We start from the raw sequence: 16,819 nt of genomic DNA on the forward strand, positions 1-16,819 counted from the left end.
CCCCGTCGCCAGCGGCCGGATCTTTTGTTTTTCCGGAGCGACCCGCAGGACCAGGCCCGGAACCCCTTCCGACCGGCAGCCCGTCAGTGCGCCGAGCGTCCACTGTCCAGCCGGACCGTCGCCTCCACCAACTCGCCCAGCAGCGGCCCGACCTGCGGCAGCCAGACCCCGCCGCCCACCGCCGGCCGCGGCGCCAGCACCCAGCGCACCCGCCCGGCTGCCCCGCCGGGCGGCAGCGGCAGGAAGCCGCCTGTCCCGTGGTAGCGCAACGAGCCGGGAACCCAAGGGAGTTGGGCGAGCATCTCACCGAGCGCGTCGAGCGAGTACGGGGCCACCAGCAGCGCGTAGCGGCCCGGCATCGCGAGCACCGGACCGAGCGGCAGCCGCAGCGCGCCCAGGTAGACCAGCGCCCTGGCCCCGGCCGCCGCGGGCAGCGAGACCGCCGAAACGGCGGAGCCGGTGGCGGCCAGCACCGGCGCGTCCGGGCTCTGCCGCTCCCACCACCAGCGCACCATCCGGGCGTCCGTGGTGGCGGTCAGCAGCGAGGGGTCGTGCGGGTGCGCACCGGGCACCGGGCAGTCCTCGTCGCCGCAGGAACAGCGCCCGCCGCACAGCACGGTGCCCGGCACCACGGGCCAACGGTGTTCGACGGCGGCCGTCAGGGCCGCGGCCAGCCGGGCGGACGACCCCTGCGACCGGCTCTTCGGGTTCTCACGCATAGCGCTCGTTCCTTTCCCTGACCGCTCGGTTCGCTCCGCCTCACCGACATCCGTCGGGACTCGCCACGCGGGCCCGCGACGGCACGGCCCCGGACGGCGCGAAGCGGGGGCGGGCGGCATGGCGGGGACGGCGCGGCTACGACGTGGAGCACGGTGTGGAGCACGACATGAGAAGGGCCGCGCACTGGAACAGCCCTTGGAACGAGAATCCCGTATGCGACCGGATGGACGCCGCCCGGGCGCGCTTGGTTCCACCGTACGAGTGAGAGACTTCCGGCCAGCCCGGTGCGCGGGCGGCGCGGGAATACGATCCGGACGGCCGCCCGGTCCGTCCTCTCGGTTCTGCCCGCTCCCGGCCCGCTCCATACCTCCGGTCCCGACCGGCGCGCACACGGACCACGCACGCCCTCCGACCGGGGTGACAACGATGTGGAACCGGCCACCGCGTCGTCCTGGATCTGGACATGCCCCGAATGGCCTGTGTAGAAGTGGTGGCATTGCTGTCGATCAATGACGAGTAGTAGCGAATCGAGGCGAAACGCGACCTTTGGCCGTGCTCGCTCCACATTGGCCGAATCTGGGGGTTTCGCATGGCACGTAGCACTGCGTCAGGAGTGGCGGCATGACCGAGTCCCACCCGTCGACGTCCCACCCGTCGCCGATGACCACCGAGCTGGGCGAACCCGGTTGCTCGGGCGGGCTCACCGTCCTCGACCCGCCGGGCCTGCCCGGTCCCGCCGACCCCCCGGAGGGCACCGCGGACGACCTCACGGCACCGTCCGTCACGGTGCAGGAGCGTTTGGCCGGACTCCTGTCCGATATCACCAGCCTGCAGGAGCACACCGAACGGCTCGCCCGCACCCGCGGCCTCGCCGCCACCCTGGACGCCGTCCTCGCCTCCGGCGCCGTGCTGCTCGGCGCCGACCGCGGCGTCCTGGTCACCCTGATGCCGTGCGGCGGCCCCGGCCAGCCGGTCGGCCTCGGCCTCGACCGGGCCAGCCTCGGCGCCCTGGAGACCGTCCCGACCGAGCAGAGCCTGCTCGCCCAACTGCTGCGCGAGCAGGGCCGGCCCGCCCAGGTGCACTCCGCCGACCTGGCCGAGGACCCCGCCATCGGCGCCCGGCTGCGCGAACTCGCCGTCCACCTCGGCCTCGGCGGCGCCTTCGGCCTGCCGCTCGCCACCACCGAGGAAGGCCCGCTCGCGGCCGCCGTCTGGTTCTACGACCGGCCCGCCCAGCCCACCGACTGCCAGCGCGAACTCGCCCGCCGCTACTGCGAGATCGCCGCCCCGCTGCTCGCCAAACAGCTGGAGGCCCAACGCATCCGGCGCACCACCGAGGCACTGCGCCGCGGCCTGCTGCCGGATCGCCTCCCCCAGCAGGACGGCCTGCGGCTGGCCGCCCGGCTCGTCCCGGCCGGGCTGGACCGCTCCTGCGGCAGCGACTGGTACGACGCCATCCCGCTGCCGGACGGCACCGTCGGCCTCACCGTCGGCTCGGTCTCCGGCGACGGCCCCGGCGCGGGCCCCGGCTCCGCCCCCGGCGCGGCCGCCGCGATGGGCCGGGTCCGGGCCGCGCTGCGGGCGTACGCGGTGCTGGAGGGCGAGGACCCGGTCTCCGTCCTCGGCGACCTGGAGCTGCTGCTCAAGACCACCGAGCCGACCCGCACCGCCACCGCGGTCTACGCCTGGGTCGAGCCCGAGGACCGCCGGATCACCCTCGCCGGGGCCGGGCACTGTCCGCCGATCCTGGTCAGCCGGCGCGGCGCCGAGTTCGTCGAGACCTCGCTCTCCGCCCCGCTCGGCATGCTCACCTGCTGGGAGGCCCCCGGGGTCGAGTTCACCGCCGAGCGCGGCGACACCCTGCTGCTCTACACGGAGGGCCTGGCCCGCCGCTGCGGCCCGACCCTGCACGCCGGACAGGCCAACCTGCGCCGGGCCGCCGCCGGCGCCCCGCGCGACGTGCGGATCGACCCGGACCGGCTCTGCGCCCACCTGCTGGCCGTCTGCCCCGACCCGGACGTCGCCCAGGCCACCGACGACCTGATGCTGATGGCGGCACGCTTCGAATAGGCACCGCTGGGCACCGCTGGGCACCGCTGGACACGGCTGGACACCGCTGGGCACCGCTGAACAGGCTCCGGGGGTTGCACCGGGCCCGAACGGATGAGCGGCCGGGCGTCCGTACCATGGACGCACGGCCGCCCGCGCGTGTCGCGATCCGACACCTCCCCCGAGGGCGGCGGTACCACCCCCAAGGAGGCGTTGCACGTGACCGAGGACCGGACCCCTGCGGTGGCCGAGAACCCCGAGGCCGAGGGCGGCGAGGAGCCGCAGCAGTTCAAGGGCCGCAAGAACGGCCTCTACGGCGAGATCTCGGACGAGCTGTCCGCCTCGATGAAGTCCGGCTGGGCCGACACCGAGCTGCACGGCCTCGCCCCGATCGCCCAGGCCCCGTACGCGGCCGAGCGCCGCGCCAGGCTCTCCGCCGCCTTCCCCGGCGAGCGCCTGGTCGTCCCGGCCGGCAACCTGCGGGTTCGCTCCAACGACACCGACTACAGCTTCCGCGCCAGCAGCGAGTACGTGCACCTCACCGGTGACCAGACCGAGGACGCGGTGCTGGTCGCCGAGCCGACCGGCGCGACCGGCCACGAGTTCGCCCTCTACCTGCTGCCCCGCTCCGACCGCGAGAACGGCGAGTTCTGGCTGGACGGCTACGGCGAGCTGTGGGTCGGCCGCCGGCACAGCCTGGGCGAGCAGGAGCAGCTGCTCGGCCTGCCCGCGCGCGACGTCCGCAAGGCCGCCGAGGAGCTGGCCGAGCGGGCCAAGGACTCCACCGTGCCGACCCGCATCGTCCGCGGCTACGACGCCGGCCTGGAGGCCGCGCTGGCCGAGGTGCTGGACGCCGACAAGGACGCCGAGTTCAAGGAGTTCCTGAGCGGCCTGCGGCTGGTCAAGGACGAGTGGGAGATCGGCGAGCTGCGCGCCGCCTGCGACGCCACCGTCAACGGCTTCACCGATGTGGTCCGCGAGCTCGGCCAGGCCGTCGCCACCTCGGAGCGCTGGATCGAGGGCACCTTCTGGCGCCGCGCCCGCGTCGAGGGCAACGACGTCGGCTACGGCACCATCGCCGCGGCCGGCCCGCACGCCACCACCCTGCACTGGGTCCGCAACGACGGCGACGTGCGCCCCGGCGAGCTGCTGCTGCTGGACGCCGGCGTGGAGACCCACACGCTCTACACCGCCGACGTCACCCGCACCCTGCCGATCAACGGCAGCTTCGACGAGCTGCAGCGCAAGATCTACGACGCGGTGTACGACGCCCAGGAGGCCGGCATCGCCGCGGTCAAGCCGGGCGCCCGCTTCCGCGACTTCCACGAGGCCTCGCAGCGCGTCCTCGCCGAGCGCCTGCTCGCCTGGGGCCTGCTGGACGCCTCGGTGTACGACGTCGAGAAGGTCCTGGAGCTCGGCCTGCAGCGCCGCTGGACCCTGCACGGCACCGGCCACATGCTCGGCCTGGACGTCCACGACTGCGCCCACTCGCGCCGCGAGGAGCACGTCGACGCCCTGCTGCTCCCCGGCATGGTGCTCACCGTCGAACCCGGCCTGTACTTCCAGCAGGACGACCTGACCGTGCCGCAGGAGTACCGCGGCATCGGCGTCCGGATCGAGGACGACATCCTGGTCACCGCCGACGGCAACGAGAACCTCTCGGCCGGCCTGCCCCGCCGCTCCGCGGACGTCGAGGCCTGGATGGCCTCGCTCGCCTGAGCCCGGCTGCGAAGGGCCCGGCCCCCCGCGACGGGGGCCGGGCCCTTCCGCGCTACCAGACGACCTTGACCGTGATGTCCTGGCGGCCGAGCACGGTCATGTCGCCGCCGCGGTACGGGAGCATGACCTGCGCCTTCAACGGCATGTCCCCGGGCCCGCTCTTGGGCCCCATCGTCAGCCGGTAGGTCAGCTTCCTGCTCTGCCCCGGGGCCAACGAGAAGACCTCCTGGTCCTGCACCATCGCGTAGGACATGTCGGAGCCCGGCGACATCGGTTTCGTCGTCCAGCCGCTGTCGGTCTGCAGCTCCAGCTTGCCGTCGTTGGGCAGCTGCGCGCCGGGCACGGTCGGCGTGCCCGCGTAGCGGTCCGTGATGACCAGCGGCTGCAACTGGCCGTAGGTGTTCTGGCTGGTGTTCCGGAAGGTCACCGAGAAGGTGACGACTGCGCTTCCCACCCGCAGCTGCTGGCCGGGCGCGAGGCCGTCGATGCTGACCGCGATGTCGTTCTGGCTGGCCTCCGTCGGCGGCGCCTGGCGGCCGCTCAGGTCGAGGCTGTTGACGATCGACTGCAGGCCCGCCTGATAGTCGTCCTTCAGGCCCGCCGCCGTGACGAACACCTGGTCCTTGGGCAGGCCCCACATCTGGGCCGTGAAGGAGGCCTGACCGCAGGTCCCCTGCCACTCCGATTTGACTGCGGAGCGACCCGCCACGGTGACCGTGCTCTTCGTCGGACCGACACTGTTCAGTTCGCCCGTGGCCGGCGTGTGGGGACTGCCCCAGACCGGGCAGTTGCCCTGGTGTGACCAGCCGGCACTGTTGTCCATGTCGGCGGTCGTCGGCCAGGCACCGCCCTGGCTCTCGTCCAGGGAGTTGTAGGCCGTGACCAGGACGCCGTACGGCTTGCACGCGGCCTGCGCCCAGTTCTGCTGCGGGTCCGTCGGCGCGCCCGGACTCAGGACGCAGACCATCCGGTCGGCGACCGGTACGGCCTTCCACCCCGCCGGGACCTTGAACTTGACGCCCCGGAAGCTGTACGAGGTCGCCGACCCGGTCGGAGTACTGGTGGGCGTCCGGATCGAGCTCGGGGTGACGTCCGCCAGCGGAACGCCCTGCTCGGCATCGCCGGTCGGCGAGCCGGTGCCGGTGGGGGTGGCGGTCGGGGTCGGGGTGGGGGTGGCCGTCGGGCTCGGGGAGGTGGTGACGCTGGCGGCCGGGGGCGGGGGGACGTCCTGCTTCGCCACCGGGTCGCCGTGGAAGGCGAAGACGCCGATCGCCACGGACGCGGCCAGGGCCAGGATCGGCGCGGTGGTCAGGTACACCGGTCGGAGCCTGCGCACCCGGGTCCTCGGGGGCGCGGCCGGGCGCAGGCTGTGGGCGGTGATCAGGGACGTACGGGCGTTCATCGCCTCGCGGAGCAGCTGTTCCGTCGAGGTCTCGCCCGGCCCGTCGCCGTCACCGCCGCCCAGGCGGGGGAACTTGTCGGTCATCGAACCTTCTCCAGGTGCTTTTCCAAGGCGTCCAGGGCCCGGCTGGCGGTGGACTTCACGGCACCCCGGGAGAGTCCCAGGGTCTCGGCTATCTGCGCCTCCGACATGTCGGACCAGTAGCGCAGCACCAGCACCTCACGCTGGCGGGGGGTCAACTCCTGAAGGGCGAATAGGACTCGTCGGTGCTCGTCGTTGAGCACGGCGTGGTCCTCGGCGGAGGGGGCGTCCGCCTCGTGCGGGGGCACGTACTCCCTGGCGGTCTTGCGGCGGCGTAGCATCGAGCGGGCGCCGTTGACCACCGAGGTCCGCAGGTATCCGAGCGCGTTGTCGAGGTCGTCCAGGTTCTCGCCGTGGCGCTGGTAGAGCTGGGTGAAAGCTTCCTGCACGACGTCCTCGGCCAGGTCCTGGTGGTCCACCAGGAGCACGGCCATCCGCACCAGGCCCAGCCGGTGGGCGTGGTACAGGTCGGTCAGGGTGGGCCGGTCCTCCGCGGGCTTGCGGCCGCCGCGCAGCAGCCGGAAGCCGGAGCGGCGCTGGGCCGCCTGCTGGTCGGAAGTGAGGCCGGCGTTCGGCTCGCCGGCCTCCTGCGCGCCGAACAGCGCGGCAACCACTCCGCGGACGGAGAAGCCGCGCCGCCCCACGGGCACGGCGATCGGCCCGATGGCCATGGACATGTGCGGTCTGCTTTCCCCCGGGACGGTGACGGCGTTCGCCGGACCGTCAGGTCACCTGATCAAGATCGCGATCGGGGAGATCCTCGCATCCGCCCTCGGCCCGGTTCTCCCCACCCCATAGCAATGGACGTGTGACGGGCGTGGAGGTTGCAGGGGGATTCGCGGAAAGTTCCGGGGTGGCTGCGACGGCTACACTCACCGGGATTTCCGCCACCCGTGAGCAGGGGGTTCGCATGGCCGAGCAGAACGTCAGCAGCGCGGTCGGCGCGGGCACCGACGCGGGCGTCCGACCGCACCCGGTCGCCGTCGTCATCGGCCGGCGCCCGGAGCCCGTGCACGATGTCGCGGTCTACGCATTCGAGGGCATGGCGCCGTTCGAACTCGGCGTGGTGGTCGAGGTGTTCGGCCTGGCGCGGCCCGAGCTGAGCGGCCTGCTGGCCGCGCCCTGGTACGGACTGAAGGTGTGTGCCGACCGGCCCGGGACGGAGCTGGACGCGGTGGGCGGCTTCGCGCTGACCGCCAAGCACGGACTGGACGACCTGGCGGCCGCCGACACCGTGGTGGTCCCCGGGGTGCGCAACGCCTTCAGCGGTGAGGTGTCCCGCGAACTGGTCGAGGCGCTGCGGACGGCGCACGAGCGCGGCGCCCGGATCGTGTCGATCTGCTCGGGCGCCTTCGCGCTGGCCGCCGCCGGACTGCTGGACGGCCGGGAGGCGACCACCCACTGGCGCTACGCCGAACTGCTCCAGCAGCGCCACCCGAAGGTGCGGGTCAACCCGGACGTGCTGTACGTGGACGGCGGTGACGTGCTCACCAGCGCGGGCAGCGCGGCCGGGATCGACCTGTGCCTGCACCTGGTCCGGCGGGACCACGGCGCCAAGGTGGCCAACACCGTGGCCCGGCGCTTCGTGGTGGCGCCGCACCGGGACGGCGGGCAGGCGCAGTTCATCGAGGCGGCGGTCCGGCCGGTCGAGGAGGAGGACGACGGTGTCGCCCGCAGCATGCAGTGGGCGCTGGACCACCTGGCCGACCCGCTGACCGTCTCGGTACTGGCCCGGGCGGCCCGGATGTCGGACCGCTCGTACCTGCGGCACTTCACCGCGCGCAACGGCACCAGCCCGATGCGCTGGGTCGTCACCCAGCGCATCGCGGCGAGTCTGCCGCTGTTGGAGTCCCCGGACGGGACGGTGGAGGAGATCGCCGCGGCGGTCGGCTTCGAGAGCGCGGCGACCTTCCGCCACCACTTCGGGCGGGTGATGCGCACCTCGCCGACCGCCTACCGGCGCTCCTTCGGGCGCGGGGTGGCGTAGCCGCCGTTCCCCGCGGCGGCGGTTACGCCTTCTCGTTCCGGTCGGCGTTGGCGAGGATGGCGTCGTGCAGCCACTGCGCCAGGCCGGGGGCGAGGTTCTCGTAGGTGGTGGTCCAGCGCGGGTCCGAGACGTACAGACCCGCCAGACCGCGGTGGATGGTGAACGTGCAGTCGTAGAAGTTCTGGCAGATGTGCTGCCGGTGGGCCTCGGCGAGGTCCATGGCGGCGGTGCCGTCGGCGGGCTCGCCGGCGGTGAGCGCCTCGACCAGGCTGGCGTTGAGCCGGGTCATCTCGTCCTGGATGCGCTGCCAGTCGGCCTTGGTGTAGCCGCCGGTACGGCGCTGGGACTCGGCCCAGGCCTCGGTGTCGCCCCAGCGCTGCTCGGCCTCCTGCTCCCACTCCTCCTGGTAGCCCTCGCCGAAGATCTCGAACTTCTCCTCCGGGGTCAGCTGAATGCCCATCTTGCGTGCCTCCATGGCGTGTTCGACGGCGGTGGCGAGTTCCTGGAGGTGCCTGATCCGGTCGGTCAGCAGTCGGTGCTGCCGCCGGAGGTGCTCGCTCGGGCTGACCGAGTCGTCGTCCAGGATCGCCGCGATCTCCTCCAGGGGGAATCCGAGTTCGCGGTAGAACAGGATCTGCTGCAGCCGGTCGAGGTCGGCGTCCACGTACCGGCGGTAGCCGGCCCGGGTGCGGCCCGCGGGGGACAGCAGGCCGATCTCGTCGTAGTGGTGCAGGGTGCGGACGGTCACCTTGGCGATCTTCGCCACGGCGCCGACCGAGTGGCCCTCGTTCTCGTTCATCCGGGTTCCTCCCTGGTGCTGACCACAACCCTCCGCTCTCACGTCGCGTGAGGGTCAAGCCACAGGGTCAAGCCGTGGGCGCGGAGGGTCTCAGGCGTCGGCGCCGACCAGATCCCGCTCGCGCCGCCGGGCGGTCCGGCGGCGTCCGTCGCCGCCCTGGGCCGGGGGCCGCGGCCGGCGGGTCTGCTGGGTCGGCCAGAGCAGCACGTAGCCGGCGGAGACCACCACGAAGGCGAGCCGGACGAAGCCGCGGGCCGAGTCGGACGGCAGGAGCAGCGTGCCGCCGTACAGCGCGGCAAGCGCGATCCAGCTCCACCACGGGACCAGCCGCTTCTGCCCGACCGCGTCCCAGAGCAGGGTGCCGAGCAGGATCGAGGCCGTGTAGTACGTGTAGACGCTCGGGTCGAGCAGGATCCGGGCGTCCGCACCGAGCAGCACCACGGCCGGCCAGCGGCCGCGCCAGACGGCGACGCAGCCGAGGCCGATGCCGAGCGCGAACTGGGTCGGGCGGTCCCACCAGGGGGTGGCCGGGTCGGTGACCCCGAACCAGCGCAGCGCGGAGGCGGGCTGGTTCGGGATGGTGAACTTGGCGGCCGCCATGGTGTCCAGGTTGCCCAGGTAGAACGGCAGCCAGGCGACGGCCACCAGGAGGCAGAACCAGATCGCGGTGCGCAGCCAGGCGGGCCGGGGCAGGGCCAGGATCAGCGGGGCGAAGGCGATCGCCCAGGGCTTGGAGTCCACCGCCAGCGCCAGGAAGATCGCGACCTGGACGGGCTTGCCGCGGGCCAGGGCGTGCGCGGCGAGGGCGGTGAAGAAGAGCGCGAGGACGTCGTCCAGGTGCGCGAAGCGGACCGAGACCTCGACCCACATCGGGATGAACGCCAGTCCGGCGATCAGCAGGCGCTGCTGGAGCCGGCGGTGGTTGGTGCCGGTGCCCAGGTAGTACAGGGCGGCGGTGCGGCCGATCAGGACCAGCATCACCAGGCCGAGGCCGGCGCTCACCGCCTCGGCGACCAGCTGGCCGGTGTGCGGTGAGAACGGTGCGGTGAGCCGGGCGGCCGCCAGGCTGACCGGGCCGATCTGCAGCTCGGGGTGGTGGGCGTAGAGCGAGAGGCCGCCGTCGGCCTGGTGGCTGAAGAGCAGCTGCTCACCCTGGCGCAGGTAGTGCCAGGAGAACCCGCCGCTGGGCTCGACCAGGAAGAACCAGAGGATCGTCCAGGCGGTCAGCAGGACGTGGTGCCTGCGGAGCGGAAGTCCCGCGATCCGCCCGGTCGCGGCTTCGTAGTCGGTGGTGGCCTGTGCCGTGCGTGCTACCCGCACCTGTCCCTCTCCCCGCCGTTCCGCCCCCCTCCGGCCGGACATCCTATGTGACGGAGAAGTACCGCCTGTGTCGCCCGGCCGTCTGTTCGAACGGACGGCCGGGCGACGCGGGCGGTACTCGCAAGCCCCCAGGGGTCAGCTCTGCTGGCCCGACTTGCGACGACGCAGCACCACGAGGGTGCCGACACCGGCGACCAGGACGGCGCCGCCGGTGGCCGCGATCGCGGTGGTGTGATCACCGCCACCGGTGGTGGCGAGGGACTTGTCCGCGTTGGCCGCGGCGGTCTTGGCCTTGGTGACACCGCCCGGGGTGATCTTCGGCGGGGTGACGGTCGGGTTCTGCACCGGGAAGTCGATCGGCTGCGGAGCGTCGGTGCTGCTGCCGCCGGACGGGACCGGGGCGCTGGTCGCGCCGGAGTCGGACGGCGAGGCGGAGGGCGACGCGGTGCCGGTGGCCGGGGTGGTCGGCGCCTTCGTCGGCGTCGTCGGCTCGGTGGTGGGGGTCGCGGTGGTCGTCGCGGTGGCGGTGGCCGTCGCGGTTGCGGTCGGCGTGTGGCTGGCCGTGGGCGAGCCGCTCGCGGTCGGGCTCGGCTTGCCGGTCTTGGTCGGGGTGGGGGTCGGGCTGGGCTTGCCGCCGCCGGCCTTGATGGTGAAGCCGGCGCCCTTGATCCCGTCGCAGCTGAAGCCGCCGTGGTCGTTCTCGTCGTTGGCGTCGGCGGAGAAGACCACCGGCACGACACCGGCCTTGCCCAGCGGGGCGTCCTTGGTGAAGGAGGCACGCACCTTGATGTCGAGGCTCTTGCCCGGGGCGAGGAAGAGCAGCGCGTCGTCTGCGGCGTCGCCACTGCCGGTGACGTCGCCGAGGAACATCAGCACGGCGCTGTCGTCGCCGTCGCCGCCGCCGGGGGCGATGACGGCGGTCTTCCAGGTGCCGCCGCCGGGCAGCGAGGCCGGCAGCTGGTACTCGAGCTTGAAGTCCTTCGCCTTGAGCGAGCCCGCCTTGTTCTTGAACTTCAGCAGCGGGAAGGCGACGAAGTCGGTCTTCGTCGAGTTGTCGATCCGGTAGGTGAACTCGCGGGCGTCACCACCGGCGATGAAGGTGTCGGGAACACCGCGCACCGAGAGGTCGAGGTTCTGGTGGCCCGCCTTCTCGGCCTGGGCGGCGGCGGACGGGGCGCCGGTGGCGCCGACGGCCATGGCGCCCTGGGCACCGGCCAGCACGAGCGAGGACGCGAGCGCGGCGGCGCCGGCAAGGGCAAGACTGCGACGTATGGACAAGGAGACCTCACGGAAGTGTCCGGGCGAGGCCCGGGCGCGAGGGGGCGGCCGGAAACGCCGCGAACCCCCCGCGAAGCTGAAAGTCCGACGGAGAGTACCGAACGATCCGGCCACTTCGGAAGGCAGGTGCCCTGCTGTGGCCCGCGCCCGGCCCGAGGGCGCCCGATTCGTCCAACTCCGTCCATCCGTAAGGCTTTTGCGCTTCACCAAGAGATCCACGAGGTGACGGGTACACGCCCGGAGGACAGTACCGCACGGACGGGATGGCGTGAATGCGTCACTCCGCGGGGGTTGCGGGAAGCTCGGCCCGCGGCGGCACGGGAGGCTCAGTCCGCGAAGAAGGACTTGGCCGCGATCAGCGCCCGCTCGTCGCGCAGGACATCCCCCGGGCGGGTGCCGTTGCCGAGCAGCGCGCCACCCCAGCGCATTCCCATGTACTCGGCGGTCAGCCGGAGCGTGCCGATCAGCGGCTCGGCCTTGTCGTCCCCGGTGGCCAGGGCGGTGACGCCCCAGACGGTGCCGCCGCGCATCCGGGCACGGAAGTCCGCTCCGGGCACCCGGAGCCAGGCCGACCAGTAGTCGAGGTAGAGCTTGGCGGTGGTGGGCAGCGAGTACCAGTAGAGCGGCGCGACGAAGACCAGGTCGGTGGCCGCGAGGGTGGCCCCTAGCAGGGTCCGCTCATGACCGGTCGGCTCGGGGTAGCCGCCGTCGCCGGTGTGCCGCAGGTCCTGGAAGGGCGGCAGCGGGTGGTCGGCGAGCCGCAGCCAGTGCTGCCCCGCGCCGGCCGGCAGGCTCGACTCGGCGGCCAGCCGGGCGAGTTGCCCGGAGTTGCCGTCGACGCGTGCGCTGGCGTCGAGGAACAGGAAACGGCGCGGCGATTCGGCGCCGGACGGCTGGTCGGCCATGGGTGACTCCCCCGGTCGGGTGCTGCGGACGGAGGTGCGAGCACCCGTCGCGCGCCGGCTATTCCGCGCCCGCGCCCCGGAAAGCCGCAGGTGGGTCAGTCCGTCAGTCCGGCCCGGCGGCGGGCGACCTCGGCGACGGCGGCCCAGTCCTTGTCCCCGTCGCCGTGGGCCAGCGCGTCCAGGAAGGCGTCCCGCAGGATGCCGCCGAACGGCAACGGGACGTTGCGCTCGGCCCCGGCCGCCAGGGCCAGACCGACGTCCTTGAGGCCGAGCGGCAGCCGGAACCCGGCCGGCTCGTAGCGGCGTTCGGCGACCATCGCGCCGTAGCCGGAGTAGACCGGCCCGGGGAAGAGGGTGCTGGTGAGCATCTCGACCAGGTCGGTGGCCCGCACCCCGTGCGCCTCGGCCAGGCTGCACGCCTCGGCCATCGACTCGATCGCGCAGGCCAGCAGGAAGTTGGCGCCGATCTTGGCGGTGTTGGCCTGCCGGGGGCTGTCGCCGAACCGCCAGACGCGCTCGCCCATCGCGGCGAACAGCGGCTCGGCCCGCTCCAGCAGCTCCGGCGCGCCCGCGGCCAGGATGTTGAGCCGGCCCGCCGCCGCGACCGGGGGCCGGCCGAGGACGGGCGCGGCGACGTAGCCGATGCCGTGCTCGGCGTGCAGCGCCTCGGCTCGTTCGGCGAGCGCCAGCGAGACGGTGGCCATGTTGACGTGCAGGGTCGCGTTCGCGCCCGCCAGCAGCCCGGGGTCGAGCAGCAGCCGCTCGACCGCCTCGTCGTTGGCCAGCATGGAGACCACCGTGTCGGCGGCGAAAGCCTCGGCCGGCGTGTCGGCCGCCTCCGCGCCCTGGGCCACCAGGGCGGCCACCGGCTCGGGCGAGCGGTTCCAGACCCGTACGACGTGACCGGCCCGCAGCAGGCTGCCAGCCATGCCTTGCCCCATCGCGCCCAGCCCCACGAAGCCGACCGTCGCCATCCTGGTCATCCGCGCACTCCCGTCGCCGTAGCCGACCGCCCGTTCACGGCTGACTGTACGTCAGGGGCTGCGCGGTTCCGGAGCGGTCGGCCGCCCGGGCCGTCAGGCGCAGACGCGCGCCCGCCGGGGGCTGCGGTTGGCGGCGGCCCCGCGCTCCAGCTCGGTGACCACACGGTGACGCAGCAGTTCGTACTGGGCCTGGAGCCGGCCGGGGCGGGTCGGGCGGGCGACCGGACGGCCGGGGCCGACCAGCTCGTCCGACCCGAACTGTTCGCGGGTGAGGTCGATCTCGAAGCCGGTGGCGAAGCGGTTCCACCAGTGGAGGTCCGTCCGGACCCCGTCGACGTGCACCTCGCCCATCATCAGCTCGCCGCCGAGCAGGTCGTTCACCACGAGCGCCGTCACCCCGCACTGGCCGCGGGCGGGATTGTCGGGACGCCAGTGGGCCAGGTCCTCGGGCGCACAGGTGTCGACACCCCAGGAGGAGCGGATCGCACGTTCGATGTCGTTGAGGGTCCACGCCGTCATACCGGGAAGCCTGCCACGCGGCACTGACAACGACACCGGCTTTTCAAAGGGTCACCGCTTGTTCTGCGACGACCCTCCCCGTGTTCACCCGAACGAGGACACCGCGGCGCCCGCCCGGGACGCGAAGCGGCCGGCCGGTCGCCCGTGCGGGCGGGCCGACCGGCCTGGTGCGTCACCTCACCAGGGCGAACGCCGGGGTGCGTCACCACACCAGGGCGGCGACGCCAACCTGTGCGAACTGCTCGTCCAGGTCGCCGCTGGGCGCGCCCGCGACGCCGATGCCGGCGACCGGAGCGCCCTTGGCCTGCACCGGGGCGCCGCCGGCCAGGAACAGCGTGCCCGGGATGTCCTTCAGGTTCGGGGCCTGGGCGAGGCGCTTGGCCAGCTCCGAGGTCGGGGCGTTCCAGGAGACCGCGGTGAAGGCCTTGCGCTCGGCCGACTCCGGGGCCTGCGGGCCCGCACCGTCGCCCTTGAGCAGGACCCGGGTGGCGCCGTCACGGTCGACCACGGCCACCGAGACGTGCTGGCCGGCCTTGGTGGCCGCGTCCAGGGCGGCCTGGGCGGCGCGGGTGGCTGCGTCGATGGTCAGACCGGTGGTCTCGGCCAGGTTCTTGTTCTGGGTGTCGACCTTGACGGCGGCCGGCGCGGCCGGGGTCTCGGTGGTCTCGGCGCTGGCCGAGACGGCACCCAGGCCGGCGGCGGCGAGCGCGGCGACGGCGCCCGCGCCGGTCAGCACCCGGGTGCGCACGGAGGTCTTCTTCATGGTCCAGCTCCTCAACGGATCTGCGGGGTCTGCGGACCGCGCGACGGATCGGGCCGTGCGGCGGATTCGGGGCCGTGCGGCCGGGGACCGCCCGGCCCCGCTCCGATCCTCCGGCCGGATCCGGGCGCACGGCATCGACGTTCCGGCGGGACCGTCCGGGCACGATGGGGGACGGCGCCGTCAACCGATCGGCTGATGCGGGACCGGGCCGGACGGGTCACCATCGAGGAATCGGTGCAGGTCAGTGCGCCGAGCGCTGGTACCGCGCGCCGAAGCCCGCGCACCGCGTACCGAGTACCGCCAGGAGCCACCCGTGCAGCAGCCCCGCCCGTCCGCCGACCGGCCCGTCGGCGGACGCGACGCCGGGGACCCGGACGCGGGCCGGCTGGCGTTGCTGCTGGACTCCGCCTTCCTGCTGCTGCTCGCCGCCTCGCTCAGCCGCTACCTCACCCACCACGCCGGGAGCCCCTGGATCCCCTGGGTGATCGGGCTGAGCGCCACCCTGGCCGTCGCCCAGCCGGCCGCCTCCTGGCTCGACCACCGCCACCCGGCAGCGCCGGGCCGTCCGCGCCGGTGGCCGTTGGCGCTGGTGGTCGCGCTCTGGATGGTGCTGGTGCTGCTCGCGCCGAGCTTCGCCTGGTGCGCTGTCCCGCTGATCTACACCGCGCTGCGGGCGCTGCCCGCGAAGGCGGCGATCCCACTGGTGGCGGCGCTGACCCTGCTGGTGGTGATCGCCGAGATCCGGCTGCCCGGCGGGACGGACGCCACCCTCGTGCTGCTGCCGCCCGCGGTGGCCGCGCTGGCCACCGGTGTCTTCCTGTTCATGGCCCGGCAGGCCGCCCGGCAGCGGGCGCTGATCGCCGACCTGGTCCGCACCCGGCGCGAACTCGCCGCCACCGAACGGCGGGAGGGCACCCTCGCCGAGCGCGGGCGGCTGGCGATGGAGATCCACGACACCCTGGCGCAGGGCCTGTCCAGCCAGCAGATGCTGCTGCAGGCCGCCGAGCGCACCTGGGACGCCGACCCGGCGACCGCACGCACCCATGTCCGCACCGCCGCCGAGGTGGCCGGGCGGAACCTGGCCGAGGCCCGCCGTTTCGTCCACGACCTCGCCCCGGCCGAGCTGGCCGACGGCCGCACCCTCGACCGGGCGCTGCGGGCGCTGGCCGAGCGGGAGTCCGCCGAGAGCGGGCTGCCGGTCCGCTTCCACCTGGACGGCTCGCCCGTCCCGCTGCCCGCGGCCGCGCAGTCCGCGCTGCTGCGGATCGCCCAGGGCGCGCTGGCCAACGTCCGTGAGCACGCCGGGGCCTCGGCGGCGGCGATCACCCTGTCCTTCCTGGGCGACCAGGCGGTGCTGGACATCGCGGACGACGGGCAGGGCTTCGACCCCACCACGGCCGGCTCCGGTGGCAGGCGCGGGTACGGCCTGCCGGCGATGCGTGCCCGGCTGCGGCAGCTGGGTGGCAGGCTGACCGTGGAGAGCACCCCAGGCGAGGGCACCGTCGTCTCCGCCGCGATCCCCCTGGAGCACCGATGAACGCACCCCCCGTCCGGCTGCTGGTCTGCGACGACCACGCGGTGGTCCGGGCCGGACTGCTGGCGCTACTCGCCAGCGCGGGCGACATCGAGGTGGTCGGCGAGGCGAGCACCGGGGAGGAGTCCGTCGCGCTGGCCGCCAAGCTGGCGCCGCAGGTCGTGCTGATGGACCTCCAGCTCGGCGACGGCATCGACGGCGTGGAGGCCACCCGGCGGATCACCGCCGCCCAGGGCGGGCCGCACGTCCTGGTGCTCACCACCTACGACACCGACGCCGACATCACCCGGGCGATCGCCGCGGGCGCCACCGGCTACCTGCTGAAGGCCGAACGGCCGGAGGAACTGTTCGCCGCCGTCCACGCGGCCGCCCGGGGCCGGACGGTGCTCTCGCCGCCGGTCGCCTCCCGGGTGATGGCGCAGATGCGGGCACCCGCGCCGCAGCTCACCGAGCGCGAGCAGGACATCCTCGAACAGCTGGCGCAGGGCCTGGGCAACCGGGAGATCGCGCGGGCGCTGTTCATCAGCGAGGCGACGGTGAAGACCCACCTGGGGCGGATCTACGACAAGTTGGGCGTGGACACCCGGGCCGGCGCGGTGGCGGTGGCCAAGGAACGCCGGCTGCTGCGCTGAGCGGCCGGTGCGGCCGGTGGATGCGCTGGGCATTCGCGCGCTGCCACTGTGTGCTGCCATGATGCTCGGAATGTCGGATTCCAAGCACCACGCTCCACGCACCGGGCCTGTGCCCGGCGCGCGCACAG

The 16,819-nt window shown here is 73.6% G+C and carries 15 protein-coding genes; 5 read left to right on the top strand and 10 right to left on the bottom strand.

All coding sequences use genetic code 11. From position 1 onward, the window contains the following. Positions 1–83: 83 nt before the first annotated feature. Positions 84–719 (bottom strand): bifunctional DNA primase/polymerase, encoded by a 636-nt coding sequence (locus ACWC9T_RS00865; protein WP_449818926.1) that lies wholly within the window; start codon positions 717–719, stop codon positions 84–86. Between the two features lie 622 nt (positions 720–1,341). Between ACWC9T_RS00865 and ACWC9T_RS00870 the strand changes: the two genes are divergently transcribed. Then, positions 1,342–2,790 carry a PP2C family protein-serine/threonine phosphatase gene (locus tag ACWC9T_RS00870; RefSeq protein ID WP_449818927.1) on the top strand — a complete coding sequence of 483 codons (1,449 nt, stop codon included), beginning with the start codon at positions 1,342–1,344 and terminating at the stop codon, positions 2,788–2,790. Between the two features lie 198 nt (positions 2,791–2,988). Then, positions 2,989–4,488: an aminopeptidase P family protein gene (locus ACWC9T_RS00875; protein WP_449818928.1), complete on the top strand. Its 1,500-nt coding sequence runs from the start codon at positions 2,989–2,991 to the stop codon at positions 4,486–4,488. A 52-nt stretch (positions 4,489–4,540) separates the two neighbouring features. On the opposite strand, the gene ACWC9T_RS00880 is transcribed toward ACWC9T_RS00875, so the two are convergent. Next, on the bottom strand, positions 4,541–5,974 hold the full coding sequence (locus ACWC9T_RS00880; RefSeq protein ID WP_449818929.1) for a hypothetical protein: 1,434 nt from the start codon (positions 5,972–5,974) through the stop codon (positions 4,541–4,543). Next, positions 5,971–6,648, bottom strand: a complete 678-nt coding sequence (locus ACWC9T_RS00885) for an RNA polymerase sigma factor (RefSeq protein WP_449818930.1) — start codon at positions 6,646–6,648, stop codon at positions 5,971–5,973. The genes ACWC9T_RS00880 and ACWC9T_RS00885 overlap by 4 nt, the downstream gene beginning before the upstream one ends. A gap of 332 nt (positions 6,649–6,980) precedes the next feature. Between ACWC9T_RS00885 and ACWC9T_RS00890 the strand changes: the two genes are divergently transcribed. Then, complete coding sequence (locus tag ACWC9T_RS00890) at positions 6,981–7,958, top strand: helix-turn-helix domain-containing protein (protein WP_449819026.1); 978 nt, start codon at positions 6,981–6,983, stop codon at positions 7,956–7,958. 22 nt (positions 7,959–7,980) lie between these two features. Here the strand turns inward: ACWC9T_RS00890 and ACWC9T_RS00895 are convergent, their stop codons facing one another. The 7 genes from ACWC9T_RS00895 to ACWC9T_RS00925 all read right to left on the bottom strand — a co-directional run bounded on the left by ACWC9T_RS00895 (position 7,981) and on the right by ACWC9T_RS00925 (position 14,525). Further along, on the bottom strand, positions 7,981–8,757 hold the full coding sequence (locus tag ACWC9T_RS00895) for a MerR family transcriptional regulator (protein WP_449818931.1): 777 nt from the start codon (positions 8,755–8,757) through the stop codon (positions 7,981–7,983). 90 nt (positions 8,758–8,847) lie between these two features. Beyond that, complete coding sequence (locus ACWC9T_RS00900) at positions 8,848–10,077, bottom strand: hypothetical protein (RefSeq protein WP_449818932.1); 1,230 nt, start codon at positions 10,075–10,077, stop codon at positions 8,848–8,850. Between the two features lie 135 nt (positions 10,078–10,212). Beyond that, positions 10,213–11,355 (bottom strand): LPXTG cell wall anchor domain-containing protein, encoded by a 1,143-nt coding sequence (locus tag ACWC9T_RS00905; protein ID WP_449818933.1) that lies wholly within the window; start codon positions 11,353–11,355, stop codon positions 10,213–10,215. A 326-nt stretch (positions 11,356–11,681) separates the two neighbouring features. Beyond that, a complete protein-coding gene (locus ACWC9T_RS00910) occupies positions 11,682–12,260 on the bottom strand; it encodes a flavodoxin family protein (RefSeq protein WP_449818934.1) in 579 nt (192 codons plus the stop codon). 95 nt (positions 12,261–12,355) lie between these two features. Next, on the bottom strand, positions 12,356–13,243 hold the full coding sequence (locus ACWC9T_RS00915) for an NAD(P)-dependent oxidoreductase (RefSeq protein ID WP_449818935.1): 888 nt from the start codon (positions 13,241–13,243) through the stop codon (positions 12,356–12,358). Positions 13,244–13,336: 93 nt separating this feature from the next. Continuing rightward, positions 13,337–13,762, bottom strand: coding sequence for a YunG family protein (locus ACWC9T_RS00920; RefSeq protein ID WP_449818936.1), 426 nt, complete (start codon positions 13,760–13,762; stop codon positions 13,337–13,339). Between the two features lie 202 nt (positions 13,763–13,964). Continuing rightward, positions 13,965–14,525 carry a GlcG/HbpS family heme-binding protein gene (locus ACWC9T_RS00925; RefSeq protein ID WP_449818937.1) on the bottom strand — a complete coding sequence of 187 codons (561 nt, stop codon included), beginning with the start codon at positions 14,523–14,525 and terminating at the stop codon, positions 13,965–13,967. A gap of 313 nt (positions 14,526–14,838) precedes the next feature. Here ACWC9T_RS00925 and ACWC9T_RS00930 point away from each other — a divergent pair, with 313 nt between their 5' ends. Next, positions 14,839–16,062, top strand: a complete 1,224-nt coding sequence (locus tag ACWC9T_RS00930) for a sensor histidine kinase (RefSeq protein ID WP_449818938.1) — start codon at positions 14,839–14,841, stop codon at positions 16,060–16,062. Next, a complete protein-coding gene (locus ACWC9T_RS00935; RefSeq protein WP_449818939.1) occupies positions 16,059–16,691 on the top strand; it encodes a response regulator in 633 nt (210 codons plus the stop codon). Before ACWC9T_RS00930 ends, ACWC9T_RS00935 begins: the two co-directional genes overlap by 4 nt. Positions 16,692–16,819 lie beyond the last annotated feature (128 nt).

The organism is Kitasatospora sp. NPDC001159 (assembly GCF_053598235.1).